General features: G+C 75.2%; 17 protein-coding genes and 1 pseudogene. 12 read left to right on the forward strand and 6 right to left on the reverse strand.

Annotation, left to right across the window (positions count from 1 at the left end; genetic code table 11):
* The 6 genes and pseudogenes from ACFVHV_RS33905 to ACFVHV_RS33930 form a co-directional block, all read left to right on the forward strand.
* Positions 1-772: pseudogene (locus ACFVHV_RS33905) on the forward strand (hypothetical protein); the annotation flags it as partial.
* Positions 773-840: 68 nt separating this feature from the next.
* Complete coding sequence (locus ACFVHV_RS33910) at positions 841-1710, forward strand: hypothetical protein (protein ID WP_380356411.1); 870 nt, start codon at positions 841-843, stop codon at positions 1708-1710.
* On the forward strand, positions 1707-2639 hold the full coding sequence (locus ACFVHV_RS33915; RefSeq protein WP_380356413.1) for a hypothetical protein: 933 nt from the start codon (positions 1707-1709) through the stop codon (positions 2637-2639). Before ACFVHV_RS33910 ends, ACFVHV_RS33915 begins: the two co-directional genes overlap by 4 nt.
* Positions 2636-3691: a hypothetical protein gene (locus ACFVHV_RS33920; RefSeq protein WP_380356414.1), complete on the forward strand. Its 1056-nt coding sequence runs from the start codon at positions 2636-2638 to the stop codon at positions 3689-3691. The genes ACFVHV_RS33915 and ACFVHV_RS33920 overlap by 4 nt, the downstream gene beginning before the upstream one ends.
* Positions 3692-3863: 172 nt before the next feature.
* A complete protein-coding gene (locus ACFVHV_RS33925; protein ID WP_380356417.1) occupies positions 3864-4526 on the forward strand; it encodes a hypothetical protein in 663 nt (220 codons plus the stop codon).
* 124 nt (positions 4527-4650) lie between these two features.
* On the forward strand, positions 4651-5316 hold the full coding sequence (locus ACFVHV_RS33930; protein ID WP_380356419.1) for a GDSL-type esterase/lipase family protein: 666 nt from the start codon (positions 4651-4653) through the stop codon (positions 5314-5316).
* Positions 5317-5362: 46 nt separating this feature from the next.
* On the opposite strand, the gene ACFVHV_RS33935 is transcribed toward ACFVHV_RS33930, so the two are convergent.
* The gene (locus ACFVHV_RS33935) at positions 5363-6262 is read right to left on the reverse strand and encodes an endonuclease/exonuclease/phosphatase family protein (RefSeq protein ID WP_380356421.1); all 900 of its coding nucleotides are present in this window, start codon (positions 6260-6262) and stop codon (positions 5363-5365) included.
* 233 nt (positions 6263-6495) lie between these two features.
* On the reverse strand, positions 6496-7170 hold the full coding sequence (locus ACFVHV_RS33940; RefSeq protein ID WP_359910634.1) for a M15 family metallopeptidase: 675 nt from the start codon (positions 7168-7170) through the stop codon (positions 6496-6498).
* A 144-nt stretch (positions 7171-7314) separates the two neighbouring features.
* Here ACFVHV_RS33940 and ACFVHV_RS33945 point away from each other — a divergent pair, with 144 nt between their 5' ends.
* The 3 genes from ACFVHV_RS33945 (at position 7315) to ACFVHV_RS33955 (ending at position 9750) form a co-directional block, all read left to right on the forward strand.
* Positions 7315-8010, forward strand: a complete 696-nt coding sequence (locus tag ACFVHV_RS33945; protein WP_359910714.1) for a response regulator transcription factor — start codon at positions 7315-7317, stop codon at positions 8008-8010.
* The gene (locus ACFVHV_RS33950; RefSeq protein ID WP_380356424.1) at positions 8007-9257 is read left to right on the forward strand and encodes a sensor histidine kinase; all 1251 of its coding nucleotides are present in this window, start codon (positions 8007-8009) and stop codon (positions 9255-9257) included. Before ACFVHV_RS33945 ends, ACFVHV_RS33950 begins: the two co-directional genes overlap by 4 nt.
* 91 nt (positions 9258-9348) lie before the next feature.
* The gene (locus ACFVHV_RS33955; RefSeq protein WP_380356426.1) at positions 9349-9750 is read left to right on the forward strand and encodes a VOC family protein; all 402 of its coding nucleotides are present in this window, start codon (positions 9349-9351) and stop codon (positions 9748-9750) included.
* Positions 9751-9880: 130 nt separating this feature from the next.
* Here the strand turns inward: ACFVHV_RS33955 and ACFVHV_RS33960 are convergent, their stop codons facing one another.
* Both ACFVHV_RS33960 and ACFVHV_RS33965 read right to left on the reverse strand, forming a co-directional pair.
* Positions 9881-10300: a hypothetical protein gene (locus ACFVHV_RS33960; RefSeq protein WP_359910643.1), complete on the reverse strand. Its 420-nt coding sequence runs from the start codon at positions 10298-10300 to the stop codon at positions 9881-9883.
* Between the two features lie 74 nt (positions 10301-10374).
* Positions 10375-10533 carry a winged helix-turn-helix transcriptional regulator gene (locus tag ACFVHV_RS33965; RefSeq protein ID WP_380356470.1) on the reverse strand — a complete coding sequence of 53 codons (159 nt, stop codon included), beginning with the start codon at positions 10531-10533 and terminating at the stop codon, positions 10375-10377.
* 67 nt (positions 10534-10600) lie between these two features.
* Between ACFVHV_RS33965 and ACFVHV_RS33970 the strand changes: the two genes are divergently transcribed.
* Together ACFVHV_RS33970 and ACFVHV_RS33975 are read left to right on the forward strand one after the other, a co-directional pair.
* Positions 10601-10807, forward strand: a complete 207-nt coding sequence (locus tag ACFVHV_RS33970) for a hypothetical protein (RefSeq protein ID WP_380356429.1) — start codon at positions 10601-10603, stop codon at positions 10805-10807.
* A gap of 48 nt (positions 10808-10855) precedes the next feature.
* Complete coding sequence (locus tag ACFVHV_RS33975; RefSeq protein WP_380356431.1) at positions 10856-11269, forward strand: hypothetical protein; 414 nt, start codon at positions 10856-10858, stop codon at positions 11267-11269.
* A gap of 24 nt (positions 11270-11293) precedes the next feature.
* Here ACFVHV_RS33975 and ACFVHV_RS33980 read toward each other — a convergent pair whose 3' ends face one another.
* Positions 11294-11734, reverse strand: a complete 441-nt coding sequence (locus ACFVHV_RS33980; RefSeq protein WP_380356472.1) for a carboxymuconolactone decarboxylase family protein — start codon at positions 11732-11734, stop codon at positions 11294-11296.
* 290 nt (positions 11735-12024) lie between these two features.
* On the opposite strand from ACFVHV_RS33980, the gene ACFVHV_RS33985 reads away from it, so the two are divergent.
* Positions 12025-12552: a hypothetical protein gene (locus ACFVHV_RS33985; RefSeq protein ID WP_380356434.1), complete on the forward strand. Its 528-nt coding sequence runs from the start codon at positions 12025-12027 to the stop codon at positions 12550-12552.
* Positions 12553-12625: 73 nt separating this feature from the next.
* Here the strand turns inward: ACFVHV_RS33985 and ACFVHV_RS33990 are convergent, their stop codons facing one another.
* Positions 12626-13729 carry an NADH:flavin oxidoreductase/NADH oxidase gene (locus ACFVHV_RS33990; RefSeq protein WP_380356437.1) on the reverse strand — a complete coding sequence of 368 codons (1104 nt, stop codon included), beginning with the start codon at positions 13727-13729 and terminating at the stop codon, positions 12626-12628.
* Positions 13730-13815: the final 86 nt, after the last annotated feature.

Consider the following 13815-nt stretch of genomic DNA (forward strand, 5'->3'; position numbering starts at 1 on the left):
CCGGCTGCCGCGCGCCGTCGGCGTCGCGCTGGCCACCGCCGGCCTGCTCGCCGTCACCGCGGCCAGCGCCGCGGTGACCGTCGCCGTCGGCAAACCCGCCGCCCGCTCGGCCGCCGCCGCCCCCGCCCCGTCGAGGGTGGCCGCGAGCGCGAGCGCGAGCGCGGGTGCCACCGCGAGTGCCACCGCGTCCGCGACGCCCTCGGCCGCGCCCGTCCCGGTGCCCAGCGCCGCCCCGGCCGAACCCGCCCCCGCCAGCACCGTCAAGGGCACGGTCAAGAACGGCCAGCACGAGGGCGACCTGCGCTACTTCCTGCTCCCCCTCCCGGCCGGCGGCGAGTCCTACGGCCCCGCGGACGGGATGACCATGACCAACGACGACGTCGCCGCGCTCTTCGGCAAGCAGGACGGCATCATGGACATCCTCGGCTCGTACGGCTACAGGAGCGGCGCGACCCGGACGTACCGGACCGCCGACGGCAAGGCCGAAGTCACCGTCACCCTGCTGAAGTTCGGCTCCACCGCGGCGGCACGCGACTTCGTCAAGGGCTACGAGGTCAAGTCGCTGAGCCCGTTCGACATCGACGGCGACCCGGGCGGCCACGGCTACCTGCAGGCCCCCAAGCAGCAGGCCTACACCGGATCGATGAGCGGCATCTCCAGCCAGGGCGACGTGCAGTACACGGTCGACGTCGACGTGAAGGGGACGCCCGACAAGGCGCTGCTGAACGAGCTGATGAAGCGCCAGCGCGAGTGGCTCACCACCGGCGGCTGAGCCCGGCTCCGACCGCCCGCCCGCCCGACGCCACCCCTTCCTCTTCCCCCTTCTCTGGAGCCACTTCCGTGACCACCGAACCCGCGGAGCCGGCGCCCGCCGCGCCCGTCGCGTCCGCGGCCGCTGTCCCGCCGCCGCCCGCCGCCCTGCCGGCCGCGCCCGCTGCGCCGCCCGTCGCCCCGCCCGTCGCGCCCGTCGCGCCGGAGCACGGTGACCCCGCCGTCCCCGCCGAGCCGTTCGCGGCCGAGCCCGCTCCCGCCCCGCGCGCCCCGCGCCGCCCCCGCCCCGTGCTGCTGGGCGCCTGCGCCCTGGTGCTGGGCACCCTGGCCGGGGGCGGCATCGGCTACGCCGTGCAGGCCCAGCGCCCGCCCACGCCGCTGCCGCCGCTCCAGGTCGCCCACCCGTCCTACCCGGCCGGCACGGTCGACCCGGCCGCCCTCGCCGCCGAACAGCCCAAGCCGCTGGCCATCGACGGCGACCTGACCAAGCTGCTGATCACCGCCCCCGAGGGCAGCGCCCCCTGGGCGGACTTCGCGGACAAGCCGAGCTGGGTGTCGATCGGCGAACTCGCCGAGGAGAACGGCGACGAGGTCGCCACCTTCAAGGACCTCGCCTCCAACGGCTTCCGCCGCGCGGCCGAGGTGGCCTGGAAGAAGGACGACGTCCGCTACCGCATCACGCTGACCCAGTACACCGCGGACCACGCGGACCAGGTGCGCTCCGTCACCTGGCCGGCGTTCGCCGACGGCGCTCCCGGCGGCTACAAGGTGGACGCCGCGCCGCACCACTGGGCCGACAGCAACGAGCAGTACTACTTCGGCGAGGCCGTCGCCAAGCGCGGCCCGCTGGAGATGAAGGTCGAGGTCTTCGGCCCCCAGCCGGTGAACCCCGACACCCTCAAGGACCTCGCCAAGCGGCAGTGGGAGCGGCTGGTATGAACGACGACACCGTGACCGCCGCCGCCCCGGGCGCGCCCGAGCCGGCGCCCGGCGCCCCGTCCGCGCTGACCGGCCCGCCCATCGGGTCCGTGCCGCCCGGCAGGTCCGTTCCGCCGCTCGGATCCGTCGATCCCGCCGCACCCGCCGCGCCCGTCGATCCCGCCGCACCCGGCGTTCCGGCCGGTCCGAGTCCCGCCTCCCGCCGCCTGCTGCGCGCGGGCGCCGCGACCGCCGCGGCCGCGCTGGTCGGCGTGGTCATCGGCGTCGGCATCATCAAGACCCGGTACGACGACCCCGCGCCGGTCACCGCCGCCGCCCCGTCCGCCGGTCCCACGCCCACCGCGACCGCCACGCCGTACGGCGCCAAGTCCAACGGCAGCCACTTCGGCTCGCTGCGCGACCTGCTGCTGCCCGTCCCGGCCGGCTACCAGCCGGGCCCGGACGACGGCGGCTACGGCAACGACACCGAGCTGGGCGGCGAGCAGCTGGCCGCCGAGCTGGACGCCGACCTCCAGCAGCTCCCCAAGGAGAAGCGCGACAAGATGCGCTCCTACTGGGAGAGCATGCACGTCAAGGCCACCGGCGTGCGCACCTACCGCGCCGACGGGGACGACCTGGTGATCGGCCTGAAGCTGCGCCAGTTCAACCAGCAGGAAGTGCAGCGGATCAACGAGTACACCGCGGTCTTCACCGGCGACACCGGCCTGTTCCGGATCGGCCCGGCGATCCCCGGCCACCCCGAGGCGCACTGCTACCTGATGCCGGCGCCGCCGTCCGCGCCGATCGACTACCTGGAGTGCTCGGCCGCCGAGGGCGACCTCCTGGTGATCATGAGCGCCGAGGGCGTGGCACCGCTGCCCAAGGACAGGATCGTCGCCCTCTTCACCGCCCAGCTCGACCGCCTCGCCCGCCCGGGAGCGTCCGTATGACCGACCACGCCACCCCGCCGCCCGCGCTCGAGAGCGCGCCCGCGCCCGGGAACGTCCCGGCGCCCGCGCCCGCGCCCGAGAGCGTGCCCGCGAACGCACCGCAGAACGCGCCCGCGAGCGCGCCCGATCCGCTCCTGGCGGCGCTCGCCGCGCCCGTCGCCGTCCCCGAGGACCCGGCCGTCCTCGCGGAGCGGGAGGCCCGCCGGGCCCTGCGCCGCAAGGCCGCGGTGCGCTGGGGCAGCGCCGCCCTGGTGTTCGTCCTCGCCGGCACCGGCACCGCCCTGGCCGTCACCGCGCCCGAGCGCACCGACCTGCCGGGCCTGGCCACCGCGAGCGACGGCCGCTACACCTTCGCGCCGCTGACCCTGCCGCCGCTGCCCGCCGGCAAGGAGGCCCCGGACGACAAGGGCAAGTCCCTGCACCACGCGGACCTGCGCCACCTGCTGCTGCCCGCGCCCAAGGAGGCCGGCGGTTCGCTGACCCCGCCCGTCTTCCCGGCCCCCGGTGCCGGTGCCGCCCCCTCGGGGTCGCCCACCGCCTCGGGGTCGCCGACCGCCTCCCCGGCGCCCTCGGCCTCCGCCGGCGCGCCCGCGCCCGGCTCCGGGTTCGGCCAGTGGGTGCCCTGCGACGCGCTCGCCGAGGACCAGCAGGACCCGGTCAAGGTGCGCGTCCTGCTGCTGGAGGACGCCTGCCGCGCGGCCACCGTCCGGGAGTGGACGGCCTCCGACGGCACCCGCACCCAGATCCGGCTGCTGCGCTTCGGCTCCGTGCGGGAGTCCTGGGAGGCCTTCGCCGACCTGCGCTCCAAGGGCCGCCCCAAGGCCGCCGCCGACACCAGGAGCACCCCCCACGACGACTGGGACACCCTCGACGGCATGAGCCTGACCACCGTGGAGTCCACCGCGGCCGGCTCCAAGGGCGCCCCCACCGCCCGCGTCGCCTACCTCTCCGCCGCCGACGTCCTCGCCGTCGTCACCATGACCAACCCCGCCGGCGTGCCCACCGCACCGTTCCGGCAGGTCGTCACCCTCCAGGCGGACCTGCTGTCCTGACTCCGCCTCAGCGGCCGGGCCGGTTCCCCCCGGGGAGCCGGCCCGGCCGTCCTCCCCGCGCGCCTTCTGGGACAGGATCGGGATATTTCCCGCACCGGCCCGTGAACGACCCCCGCGTACGGTGATCACGCATCGGAGAACGCACCGCCGAAAATCGACAGCAGGAGAACCCATGCGCACGCGCCGCCTCGTCCTCACCGCCGCCGCCGTCGCGGCGATCGCCGCCACCGCCACGGCCTGCGGACCGGACAACAGCGACACGAGCGCCGCTCCCGCCGCCACCGGCCCCGCGGCCACCGGCCCCGCCGCCACCGGCTCCGCGGCACCCGCCGCCGCGCCCACCACGGCCGCCCCGGCCGGGGCCGCGCCGACGAAGACCGCCCCGCCCAAGTCCTCCCCGGCCCCCTCCGCCCCCGCCGCCGACAAGAGCGGGTACGGCCAGGCCTGCGGCGCCAACGACCTGGACTTCACCGCGAAGACCGAGAGCCAGGCCGGCGGCTACATCCTGATCAGCGCCAAGGCCAAGCAGGGCATCACCTGCACGCTCCCCGGCACCCACCCCGTCATCGCGTTCGGCTCCGGCGGCATCGAGGCCGGGCCCTTCGAGCACGGCACCGGGGAGTCGATCACCCTGAGCGGCGCCAAGACCGCCTACGCGGGCATCATGGCCAAGACCACCAAGGGCAACCAGGCCGTCCAGTACACCGACGTCATCATCGGCATCGGCACCCCCGACCCGAACCCGGTGAGCGTCCCCGTCGGCACCACCCCGGTCGACAAGCCGGTCGTCACCAACTGGCACACCCTGCCCAAGGACGCCGTCCCCGCGAGCTGACGCGACGTCACATGCGCGATGGTGAAAGCCGGATGACGGTGGAATGCCGACGGCCGTCGGTGTGCCGACGGTGCGGCCCGGCACCTTGGAAGAGGACCTGCCCCACCTCTTCCGAGGAGCGCACATGACGATCACCATCCGGCCGGGAAGCACCGTGATGTTCACCGGCGACTCGATCACCGACGGCCGGCGCCGGGAGAGCGAGGACGGCCTCGGAACCGGCTACCCGCTGCTCGTCGCCGGCGAGTGGGGCCACCGCCACCCGGACCGGCCGGTGACCTGGCTGAACACCGCGAACGCCGGCGACAAGGCGATGGACCTGGAGGCCCGCTGGCGCACGGACGTGCTCGACGCGCGCCCGGACGTGCTGTCGATCCTCGTCGGGGTCAACGACACGGGCTGGCACACCCTCGACCCGCAGGGGTACCCGATCCCCGCGGAGCGCTTCGAGGCGACCTACGACCGCCTGCTCGCGCCCCTCGCCGAGGCGGGCACCCGACTGCTCCTCGTCGAGCCGTTCCTCGTGCCGATCCGCGGCGTCGTCGAGGCCGGCGACGCGGTGCTCATCGGCGAGAAGGAACGCGAGCAGTGGCGCGCCGACCTGGACCCGAAGATCCAGGCCGTGCGCAGGCTCGCCCGCCGGTACGGCGCCCAACTGCTCGCCGCCGACGGCAGGTTCGCCGAACTCGGCGCGACGGCCCGACCGGAGCACTGGTCCGCGGACGGCGTCCACCCGACCCCGGCCGGTCACGCCGCGCTCGCGGCCGCCTGGCTGCGCCTGGTCGCCTGACCGGGCCGGGGGGCACGGTCCCGGCCCGGCCGCCGGGCCCCTGCCGTCACCCCCGCAGCCTCGCCGCCACCGGGCGGTGGTCGCTGGGGGTGGCGGGGAGGGTCCAGGTGTCGGTGGCGGCAAGGCCGCGGGTGAGCACGTGGTCGATGCGGACCAGGGGGAACGCGGCCGGCCAGCTGAAACCGAAGCCGCCGCGGGCCGGGGTGAGACGGCGGGCCAGCGGGGCCAGGGCGCGGTCGTCGGCGGCGGTGTTGAGGTCGCCCAGCAGCACGACCCGGCGCAGCGGTTCGGCGTCCAGGGCCCCGGCGAGGGCGGCGATGTCGCGGTCGCGGTGGGCGGTGGCGAAGCCGGAGAAGGTCGTGCGCACCGAGGCGAGGTGGGCGACGTACACCGCCAACGGCCCGCCAGGGGCGCTGACTTCGGCCCGCAGGGAGCGGTTCCAGCCGGGGTCGATGATCAGCCGCCGGGACTCCGTCACCGGGTAGCGGCTCCACAGGGCGACGGTGCCGGTGCGGGCGTGGTGGGGCAGCGCCCGGTCCAGCACGCTCCGGTAGGCGGGCAGGGCCGCGTCGGTGACCTCCTCCAGCGCGACGAGGTCCGGGTCGGCGGCGAGCAGCGCGCGGGCGGTGCCGGCCGGGTCCCGGTTGGCGGCGTTCACGTTGTGGGTGACCACCGTCAGGCCCGGCCCGCCGGCCCCGCCCGCCGGGGCCCCGCCGGACAGCAGCAGCGGCCCGAACACCACCGCCCACACCGCCACCAGCACCCCGCCCGCGCAGGCCGCCGCCGGTGCCCGGCGCAGCGCCGCGCACAGCAGCGCCGCCACCGCCACCAGGCCGCCCCACGGCAGGGCGCTCTCCCACAGGCTGCCCAGGCCCACGCCGAGCTCCGGCACCAGCCGGTGGCCGCCCAGGGCGAGCGCGGTGAGCAGCCCGAGCGCGGCGGGCACGCGCCCGCGCCGCCACCGGGGCACGGCCCGCCACGCGGGTGCGGCTCCCCGCCCCGGTGCGCCCGGCCCCCTCGACGCGAGGAGCCGCTTCAGTGCGGCAGGCCACCTCGGCCCGGCCGGCCACGTCGGCGCGGCCCGTCGCCGCCGCCGGGGCGGCGGTCCGGGCTCCGCGGGCGTTTCGGACGGCACGGGGGACGGCACGGGCGGCACGGAGGACGTCACGGCGCGCCCCCTCACCCTGCGGCGTCCGGCAGCGGAGCCGGGCAGGTCCCGCCCGGCCGGGTGAGCAGTTCGAAGTGCCAGATCTCGTTGGCGTACACCTGGCACAGCCCGTACCGGGCGCCGTTCTGGATCAGCCAGTAGTCGGCGCTGGTCGGCCCGACGTCCACCGCCTTGCCGGAGACGTGCGCGGACTTCTCCGGCGTGTTGACGAACTTGCGGGCCTGCTCCAGGCTCCCGTACTTGACCACCCCCCGGTCCAGCAGCCGCTGCTGGTAGGCCTTGCTGCGCCAGCCGGAGGTGACGGTCATCTCGATGCCCTGGGCCCGGGCGTCGCCGGCCGCCCGCTGCAGGGCCTCGCGCAGCGGCCCGTCCAGGTTGCCCACGGCGGGGGAGCCGGTGTCGGAGGGGCTCAGCGTCCTGCCGTCCGGGATCTCCCCGTCCGCCTCGGCCTCCGTCGTGACGGGCGAGGCGGTGACGGGCGAGGCGGTGACGGTGGCCGCCAGGGTGCGCAGCACCGCCCCGGCGCCCGGCGGGTCGGCGGCGGCGCACGCCCCGGCCAGGGTCAGCACCGCCGTCGCGGCGGCGCCCGCGGCCAGCCGCCGCCGTCCGCCGCGCGCCGCCGTGCCCGTGGCCGTGCCGGCACCCGTCCCCGTCCCCGTCTCCGTCGGGGTGTCCGTCGTGTCCATTCCTGCCTCCCGGTGTTGCTCGTCCGTTGCCGGACCATTGGAGGAGAGACGGTGTTGCGAGGACGTCTGCGCAGGCCGATACGTTTTCGATAGGTCCCATCGGGTCCAATGGGTACGAACAGCGGAGAGCAGGGAGAACGGCACGTGCGGGTCCTGGTGGTGGAGGACGAGATCTACCTCGCGGAGGCGGTCCAGGCGGGCCTGCGGCTGGAGGCGATCGCCTGCGACATCGTCACCGACGGCGACGCGGCGCTGGAGCGCCTGGCCGTCCACAGCTACGACGTCGTCGTCCTCGACCGCGACATCCCCGGCACCCACGGCGACGACGTCTGCCGCAGCATCGTCCGCAGCGGCCTCGGCTGCCGGGTGCTGATGCTCACCGCCGCCGCCCGCCTGAACGAGAAGGTCGCCGGCTTCGAACTCGGCGCCGACGACTACCTCACCAAGCCCTTCGACCTCGCCGAACTCGTCGTACGGCTGCGCTCGCTGGCCCGCCGCCCCGCCCAGGCCGCCCCGCCCGTCCTGGAGTACGCCGGGCTGCGCCTGGACCCCTTCCGCCGGGAGGTCTACCGGGACGGCCGCTACGTGGGCCTGTCCCGCAAGCAGTTCGCCGTCCTGGAGGTCCTGATGGCGGCGCGCGGCGGCGTCATCAGCGCCGAGGACCTGCTGGAACGCGCCTGGGACGAGAACGCCGATCCCTTCACCAACGCCGTCCGCATCACCATCTCCGGCCTGCGCAAACGCCTCGGCGACCCGTGGGTGATCCAGACCGTGCCGGGCGTGGGCTACCGCCTCACCGACCCCTCCACCGACCCCGGCCAGGAAGGCACCCCGCGGTGAACCCCGACCCCGGCTCCGACCCCTCCGACCCCTCCGACCCCGGCTCCGACCCCGGCCGCCGTACGGGCGGACGCCGCACCGGAAACCGCCCGCGCCGCCTGACCGCCCGGATGCGCCTGACCCTCAGCTACACCCTCTTCGCCGTCACCGCCGGCCTCCTCTCCCTCGCCGTGGTCTACGTCGGCATGCGCTACGTCCCCAACTACCCCCTCACCTCCTCCAACCCGCGCTACCGCTCCGACGCCCCCTCCCGCCAGGAGATCCTGGACTCGCTGCTCAGGGCCAGCGGCTACGCCCTGGCCCTGCTGACCGCCGTCGGCCTGATCGGCGGCTGGCTGATCGCCGGCCGGGTGCTGCGCCCGCTGCAGGACATCACCCGCGCCGCCCACCGCGCCGCGAGCGGGGCCCTGGAACACCGCATCGCCCTCACCGGGCCGCGCGACGAGTTCACCGACCTCTCCGACGCCTTCGACGAGATGCTGGCGCGCCTCCAGCGCTCCTTCGAGGCCCAGCAGCGCTTCGCCGCCAACGCCTCCCACGAACTGCGCACCCCGCTGGCGATCACCCGCACCATGCTCCAGGTCGCCGCCGCCGACCCGGCCGGCCAGGACTGGGGCCGCCTCGTCACCCGCCTCCAGGACACCAACCAGCGCGGCATCGAGATCAGCGAGGCCCTGCTCCAGCTCGCCGACCTCGGCCACGCCCCGCCCGACCTCGCCCCGCCCGACCTCGCCCCCACCGACCTCGCCGCCGCCACCGGCGAGGCGCTGGCCGCCGTCCGCGACGAGGCCGAGGCCTTCGGCGTCACCCTCACCGCCGACCTGCGCCCCGCCCCGACCACCGGCAACCCCGTCCTGCTGCGCCAGGCGGCCGTCAACCTGCTGCACAACGCGCTGCGGCACAACCTGCCGCCCGGCGCCGGCGGGCGGGTCACCGTCGCCACCGGGGCCGACCCCGAACGGCCCGGCCGGGTGCACCTGACCGTCACCAACACCGGCCCGCGGCTGACGGAGGAGGCCGTGGCCACCTTCACCGAACCGTTCCTGCGCGGACGCGGGCGCACCGCCGGGACCGACCCGGCCCGCCGCGGCCACGGCCTGGGCCTGGCGATCGTCGCCGCCGTCACCGAGGCCCACCACGGCGAACTCCACCTCGCCCCCGACCCGGCCGGCGGCCTGCGGGCGACCCTCGCCCTGCCCGGCCCGGCCGCCGACCGGGAACGGCCCGACCCGCGCGCAGCCGGATGACCGGAAAAAAATCCCTCCGCCCGTCCGTCACATCCCCGGGCCGGGATCCGTCGGTGAGGTGACAGCGACCGACAGCCGGAAGGACCCCACCGTGCTCACCGACCTCATGTACGTGACGCTCTACGTCACCGACCAGGACCGCGCCCTGACGTTCTACACGGAGCAACTCGGCCTGGAGAAGCGCATCGACTTCCCCAACCCCGGCGGACGCTTCCTCACCGTCGGCGTCCCCGGCACCCCGGTCGAACTCCTCCTGTGGGCGCACCCCGCCGCCGCGGGCCGGCCGGACGGGCCGGACGGGACGCCCGGCCCGGTCATCCTCGAATCGGACGACCTGCGGGCCGACTTCCGGGTGTTCCGCGACCGCGGGGTGGTCTTCGACCTGCCGGAGCCGGAGGACTACGGATTCGGGGTCCGCATCGAGACGGCGGACCCGGACGGCAACCGCATCTCGCTGCGCCAGCGCCGCCGTCCGGACCGGGCCGACGGCTGACCCTCCGCGGCCGGCGGAGCGCTCGGCGAGGAGGTGGGCGTTGGCCTCGGCACCGGCCGTGATCCGGGACGGCAGCCGCGGGTGCGGTCCGACCGTACGAAAGGGCGGTTCCTGCGCCTCGGCGGGTGGTTCAGGGATACGGCCGGTGGTCGTCGCGGTGGGCGGTGCCGCCGCCTTCCGGGCGCCAGGAGCGGCTGTGCCGGGACAGGGTCCAGGTCTGCGGTGCGTGCCGGGCGGCGGTGATCCAGGCCGCGAGTTCGGGGAGCGCGCTCTGCCGCAGGACGTGTCGGGCCGCGGCCCGTTCGACGGCCGGGAGCGGGGCGACCCGGATCCGTACCGTGGACCACCACCGGGGGTGGATGCCGCCGCCGTAGTTGGCGGGCAGGCGCGGTACCCACTCGACGTGCAGCGCGGTTCCGTCCTCCCACGGGCGGTCGCCGAAGTCCAGGTCGGCGGCATCCGTCTCCTGCGCGCCGAGGACGGCGCGGATGTCGGTCGGGGTGAGCGGCCACGACAGATCGCGCGGCAGTCGGCGGTTGCGGGCTGGCATGCGCCCGAGGATGGCAGACGCCCCGACGGAAGCGCATGCGCGTTTCGCCCCGGGGCCTTTCGGGCGGGCCGGGCTCAGGCGGGGCCGGGGAAGCGGTCGATGTTGTGCTCCACCCAGGTGCGCAGGTGTGCCAGCGGGACACAGGCGTCCGCGCCCGGTGCGGTGAGGCTGTACTCGACCCGCGGGGGGACCTCGGCGTGGATCTCGCGGTCGACCAGGCCGTGTTCCTCCAGCCGGCGACGACTTCGGCTCCCTGGACCTCGGCGTCCTCACAAGAGCATCTCCTTCCACTGGGAGGTCATGTTCACCCGCTCCCCGCACGCCACCGCCGACCGGGCGGTGCAGCACCGGATCCTCGACCGGGTCGCGCGCCTGGTGGACGCGGGCGTCCTGGCCATCACCGCCACCCGCGACCTCGGCCCCGTCAACGCCGCCAACCTCCGGGCGGTCCACCGCCTCCAGGAGTCCGGTGCGGCGATCGGCAAGACGACCCTGACCGGGTTCTGAGCCGGTGTCCCGGCCGACGGTGCGGTGAAGGTCTGCCAAGCTGCTCCGGTGCTCGAATTTCGTCTCTGGCTCGCCGCACTCCCGGGACCCGTACCGGAGGCCGAGGCCCGCAGCTACTGGAACCTGAAGGACCTCCCCACCCCGAACCTCGACGGGGCGCTGAGGCGCGCGCACTACGTCTATGTCGGCGCCTGGCACGAGGGCCACCTGTCGGACGAGCCGCAGTCCGGCCGCTGCCCCGCGGTCAGGATCTCCGACTGGTTGTTCTACCGCGGGACCATCGACCGCTACCAGGCGCCGCTCCTCGACGCCCGGTTGAGGGACGAACTCATCAGGATCCACCGGCCCCGCCCGGGTGACCTGCCGGCGGAGTCCGCCGATGCGGAGACGATCGCCGCGTTCCTCACGGCGAACCTCGGCCGGCACCTGCTGCCCGAGGAAGCGCCACCGGCCACGGCCTGACACGCCGACGGGCCCGACTGCCGCTCAGCCGACCGACCGGTCCTCCTGCCCGTCCGTCACGACCGGCAGGAGGCCGCGCTCGCCGAACACCTTCTTGGCGACGAAGGTCGCGTTCAGCGCCTTCGGGAACCCGCAGTAGACGGCGGAGTGCAGCAGCGCCTCGACGATCTCCTGCGGCGTGAGCCCGACGTTCAGCGAGGCGTTGACGTGGACCTCCAGCTGCGGCTCGCACCCGCCGAGCGCGGTGAGCATGCCCAGGGCGACCAACTGCCGCTCGCGCGGCGCCAGCCCGGGACGGCTGTAGATCTCCCCGAACCCCCACGCGACCACCTGGTGCCCGAGCTCGGGGCTCACCTCGCCCAGCGACTCCACCACCCGCCGCCCGGCCTCGCCGTCGATCCGGTCGAGCACCTCGGACCCGTGCGCGAAACGCTCCCGGCGGACCTCGGCCTCACTCGCGGACATGCTCATCTGCGCTGCTCCTCTCCCGTTTCCCGGCCGCCGACCACCGACGGCGGCGACCACGGAAGGAACCGTAGAACTTGGAGCGCACTCCAACTCAAGTCCGCCACGCAACTCCACCTCCACAGGAAGATTTGCGGCCCCGACCCCCTGAAATGGCATCACCCCGCCCTACCCGGGCCGAAAGATTTCCTGCGGACACGCGGTCCGGCGGGACGGCGCCGTGTACCGGGGTAGCGTTGCCCGTCCGTTCCCGGCGGCCGCGGCCCCGGGCTTCGCGAGATGGAGCAGCCGTGTCCTCGAACGTCTTCCGCAGCGGCATCGGACAGCTGCTCCCCGATCAGGGGCCCGACGGGCTGAGGGTCTGGAGCGTGGCCCGGGCGCCGAGGAGCGCGCTGTACGGTGCCCCCGTCGAGGCCACCGTCCTGCTCGAAGGCACCGACGACCTCGACCGGGCCGACCTTCCCCTGGTCGGCGAGGTGCTCGGCAGGGTCGACCACTACATCGGGACGGGGATCCGCTTCGTGCGCGAGCAGGTGGAGGCCGACCCGGCCTTCTTCGGCCTCACCGAAGCGCAGGCGCGGCCCTACCGCGGCCTGCCCGTCGCGGACTTCCCACTGGACTGCCCGCAGCTCAACTTCTACCTCGACGAGTGGCACCTGCGTTTCGCCGAGGGACGCCTGCCGATCTGCGACCCCTACGGCCTCGCGGTCGTGTTCGACGGCCAACGGCCGGTGAGGGTGGAGGACTTGAGCGACGCCACGGCCGTGGACGACGAGGGCACCGAGGATGCCGACGACTCGCGGCGACAGGGAGCCTGAGTCGCCTCCGGGTGCCCGCGTGGGGCGGGGAGCCGACCGGATCGGCTCCCCGCCCCACGCGCGCATGCGGGCGTCAGGCGCGGTGGTACGGGGCGGGGGTGGCGACCTCGCCGCCGAGGGTGGCGGCGGCGTGGCGGGCCCAGTAGGGGTCGCGCAGCAGTTCGCGGCCGATCAGGACGGCGTCGGCACGGCCGTCGGTGAGGATGTCCTGGGCCTGGGCGGGGTCGGTGATCAGGCCGACGGCGGCCACCGGCAGGTCGGTCTCGCGGCGCACGGCCTCGGCGAAGGGCACCTGGAAGCCGGGCCCGGCCTCGATCCGGGCGTCGGGGACGATGCCGCCGGTGGAGACGTCGAGCAGGTCGACGCCGTGGGCCCGGAGCTCCTTGGCGAGGCGGACGGTGTCCTGCGAGGTCCAGCCCTCGCGGCCGTCCTGCGGGTTCTCGGTGATCCAGTCGGTCGCGGAGACGCGGAAGAAGACCGGCAGGTCCTCGGGCCACACCGAGCGGACGGCGTCGACGACCTCCAGCGCGAAGCGGATGCGGCCCTCGTAGGAGCCGCCGTAGCCGTCGGTGCGGTGGTTGGACGCGGGGGAGAGGAACTGGTGGACCAGGTAGCCGTGGGCGCCGTGGACCTCGGCGACCTGGAAGCCGGCGTCGAGGGCGCGCCGGGCGGCGTCGGCGAACTGCCGCACGATCTCGCCGATCTGCTCCTCGGTCAGCTCGTCCGGGGTGGTGTGGGCGGGGGAGAAGGCGTCGGCGCTGGGGCCGACCGGGGTCCAGCCGTGCTCCTCGTCCGGGGTGACGGGGCGTCCGCGGTCGATCCAGGTGCGCTCGGTGGAGGCCTTGCGCCCGGCGTGGGCGAGCTGGATGGCGGGGACGGTGCCCTGGCTCTTCAGGAAGTCGGTGATCCGGCGGAAGGCGGTGACCTGCGCGTCGTTCCAGATGCCGAGGTCGTACGGGCTGATGCGTCCTTCGGGGCTGACCGCGGTGGCCTCCGTGATGATCAGCCCGGTGCCGCCGGCGGCGCGGGCCGCGAGGTGGGTGAAGTGCCAGTCGGTGGGCACGCCGGCCGCGTCCCCGTTCGGGGCGGCGCTGTACTGGCACATCGCCGGCATCCAGATGCGGTTGGGGACGGTCAGCGACCGCAGGGTGAGCGGGGCGAAGAGAGAGGTGCTCATGTCGGACTCCCGGTGGGTCGGGCCGGCGCCAGGACGCGGAGGCGAATCAAGGGCTGGTGTGCAACTTTTGCAGCTGCATTTACATT

This window comes from Kitasatospora sp. NPDC127116 (assembly GCF_042677365.1).
In the GTDB taxonomy this organism is placed as follows: Bacteria; Actinomycetota; Actinomycetes; order Streptomycetales; family Streptomycetaceae; genus Kitasatospora; species Kitasatospora lactacystinica.

Excerpts from the sequence above, each read along its gene's own strand:
- ACFVHV_RS33920 (WP_380356414.1), top strand. The coding sequence starts at position 2,636 with ATGACCGACCACGCCACCCCGCCGCCCGCGCTCGAGAGCGCGCCCGCG.
- ACFVHV_RS33980 (WP_380356472.1), bottom strand. The coding sequence starts at position 11,734 with ATGTCCGCGAGTGAGGCCGAGGTCCGCCGGGAGCGTTTCGCGCACGGG.
- ACFVHV_RS33925 (WP_380356417.1), top strand. The coding sequence starts at position 3,864 with ATGCGCACGCGCCGCCTCGTCCTCACCGCCGCCGCCGTCGCGGCGATC.
- ACFVHV_RS33960 (WP_359910643.1), bottom strand. The coding sequence starts at position 10,300 with ATGCCAGCCCGCAACCGCCGACTGCCGCGCGATCTGTCGTGGCCGCTC.
- ACFVHV_RS33990 (WP_380356437.1), bottom strand. The coding sequence starts at position 13,729 with ATGAGCACCTCTCTCTTCGCCCCGCTCACCCTGCGGTCGCTGACCGTC.
- ACFVHV_RS33915 (WP_380356413.1), top strand. The coding sequence starts at position 1,707 with ATGAACGACGACACCGTGACCGCCGCCGCCCCGGGCGCGCCCGAGCCG.
- ACFVHV_RS33930 (WP_380356419.1), top strand. The coding sequence starts at position 4,651 with ATGACGATCACCATCCGGCCGGGAAGCACCGTGATGTTCACCGGCGAC.
- ACFVHV_RS33940 (WP_359910634.1), bottom strand. The coding sequence starts at position 7,170 with ATGGACACGACGGACACCCCGACGGAGACGGGGACGGGGACGGGTGCC.
- ACFVHV_RS33970 (WP_380356429.1), top strand. The coding sequence starts at position 10,601 with ATGTTCACCCGCTCCCCGCACGCCACCGCCGACCGGGCGGTGCAGCAC.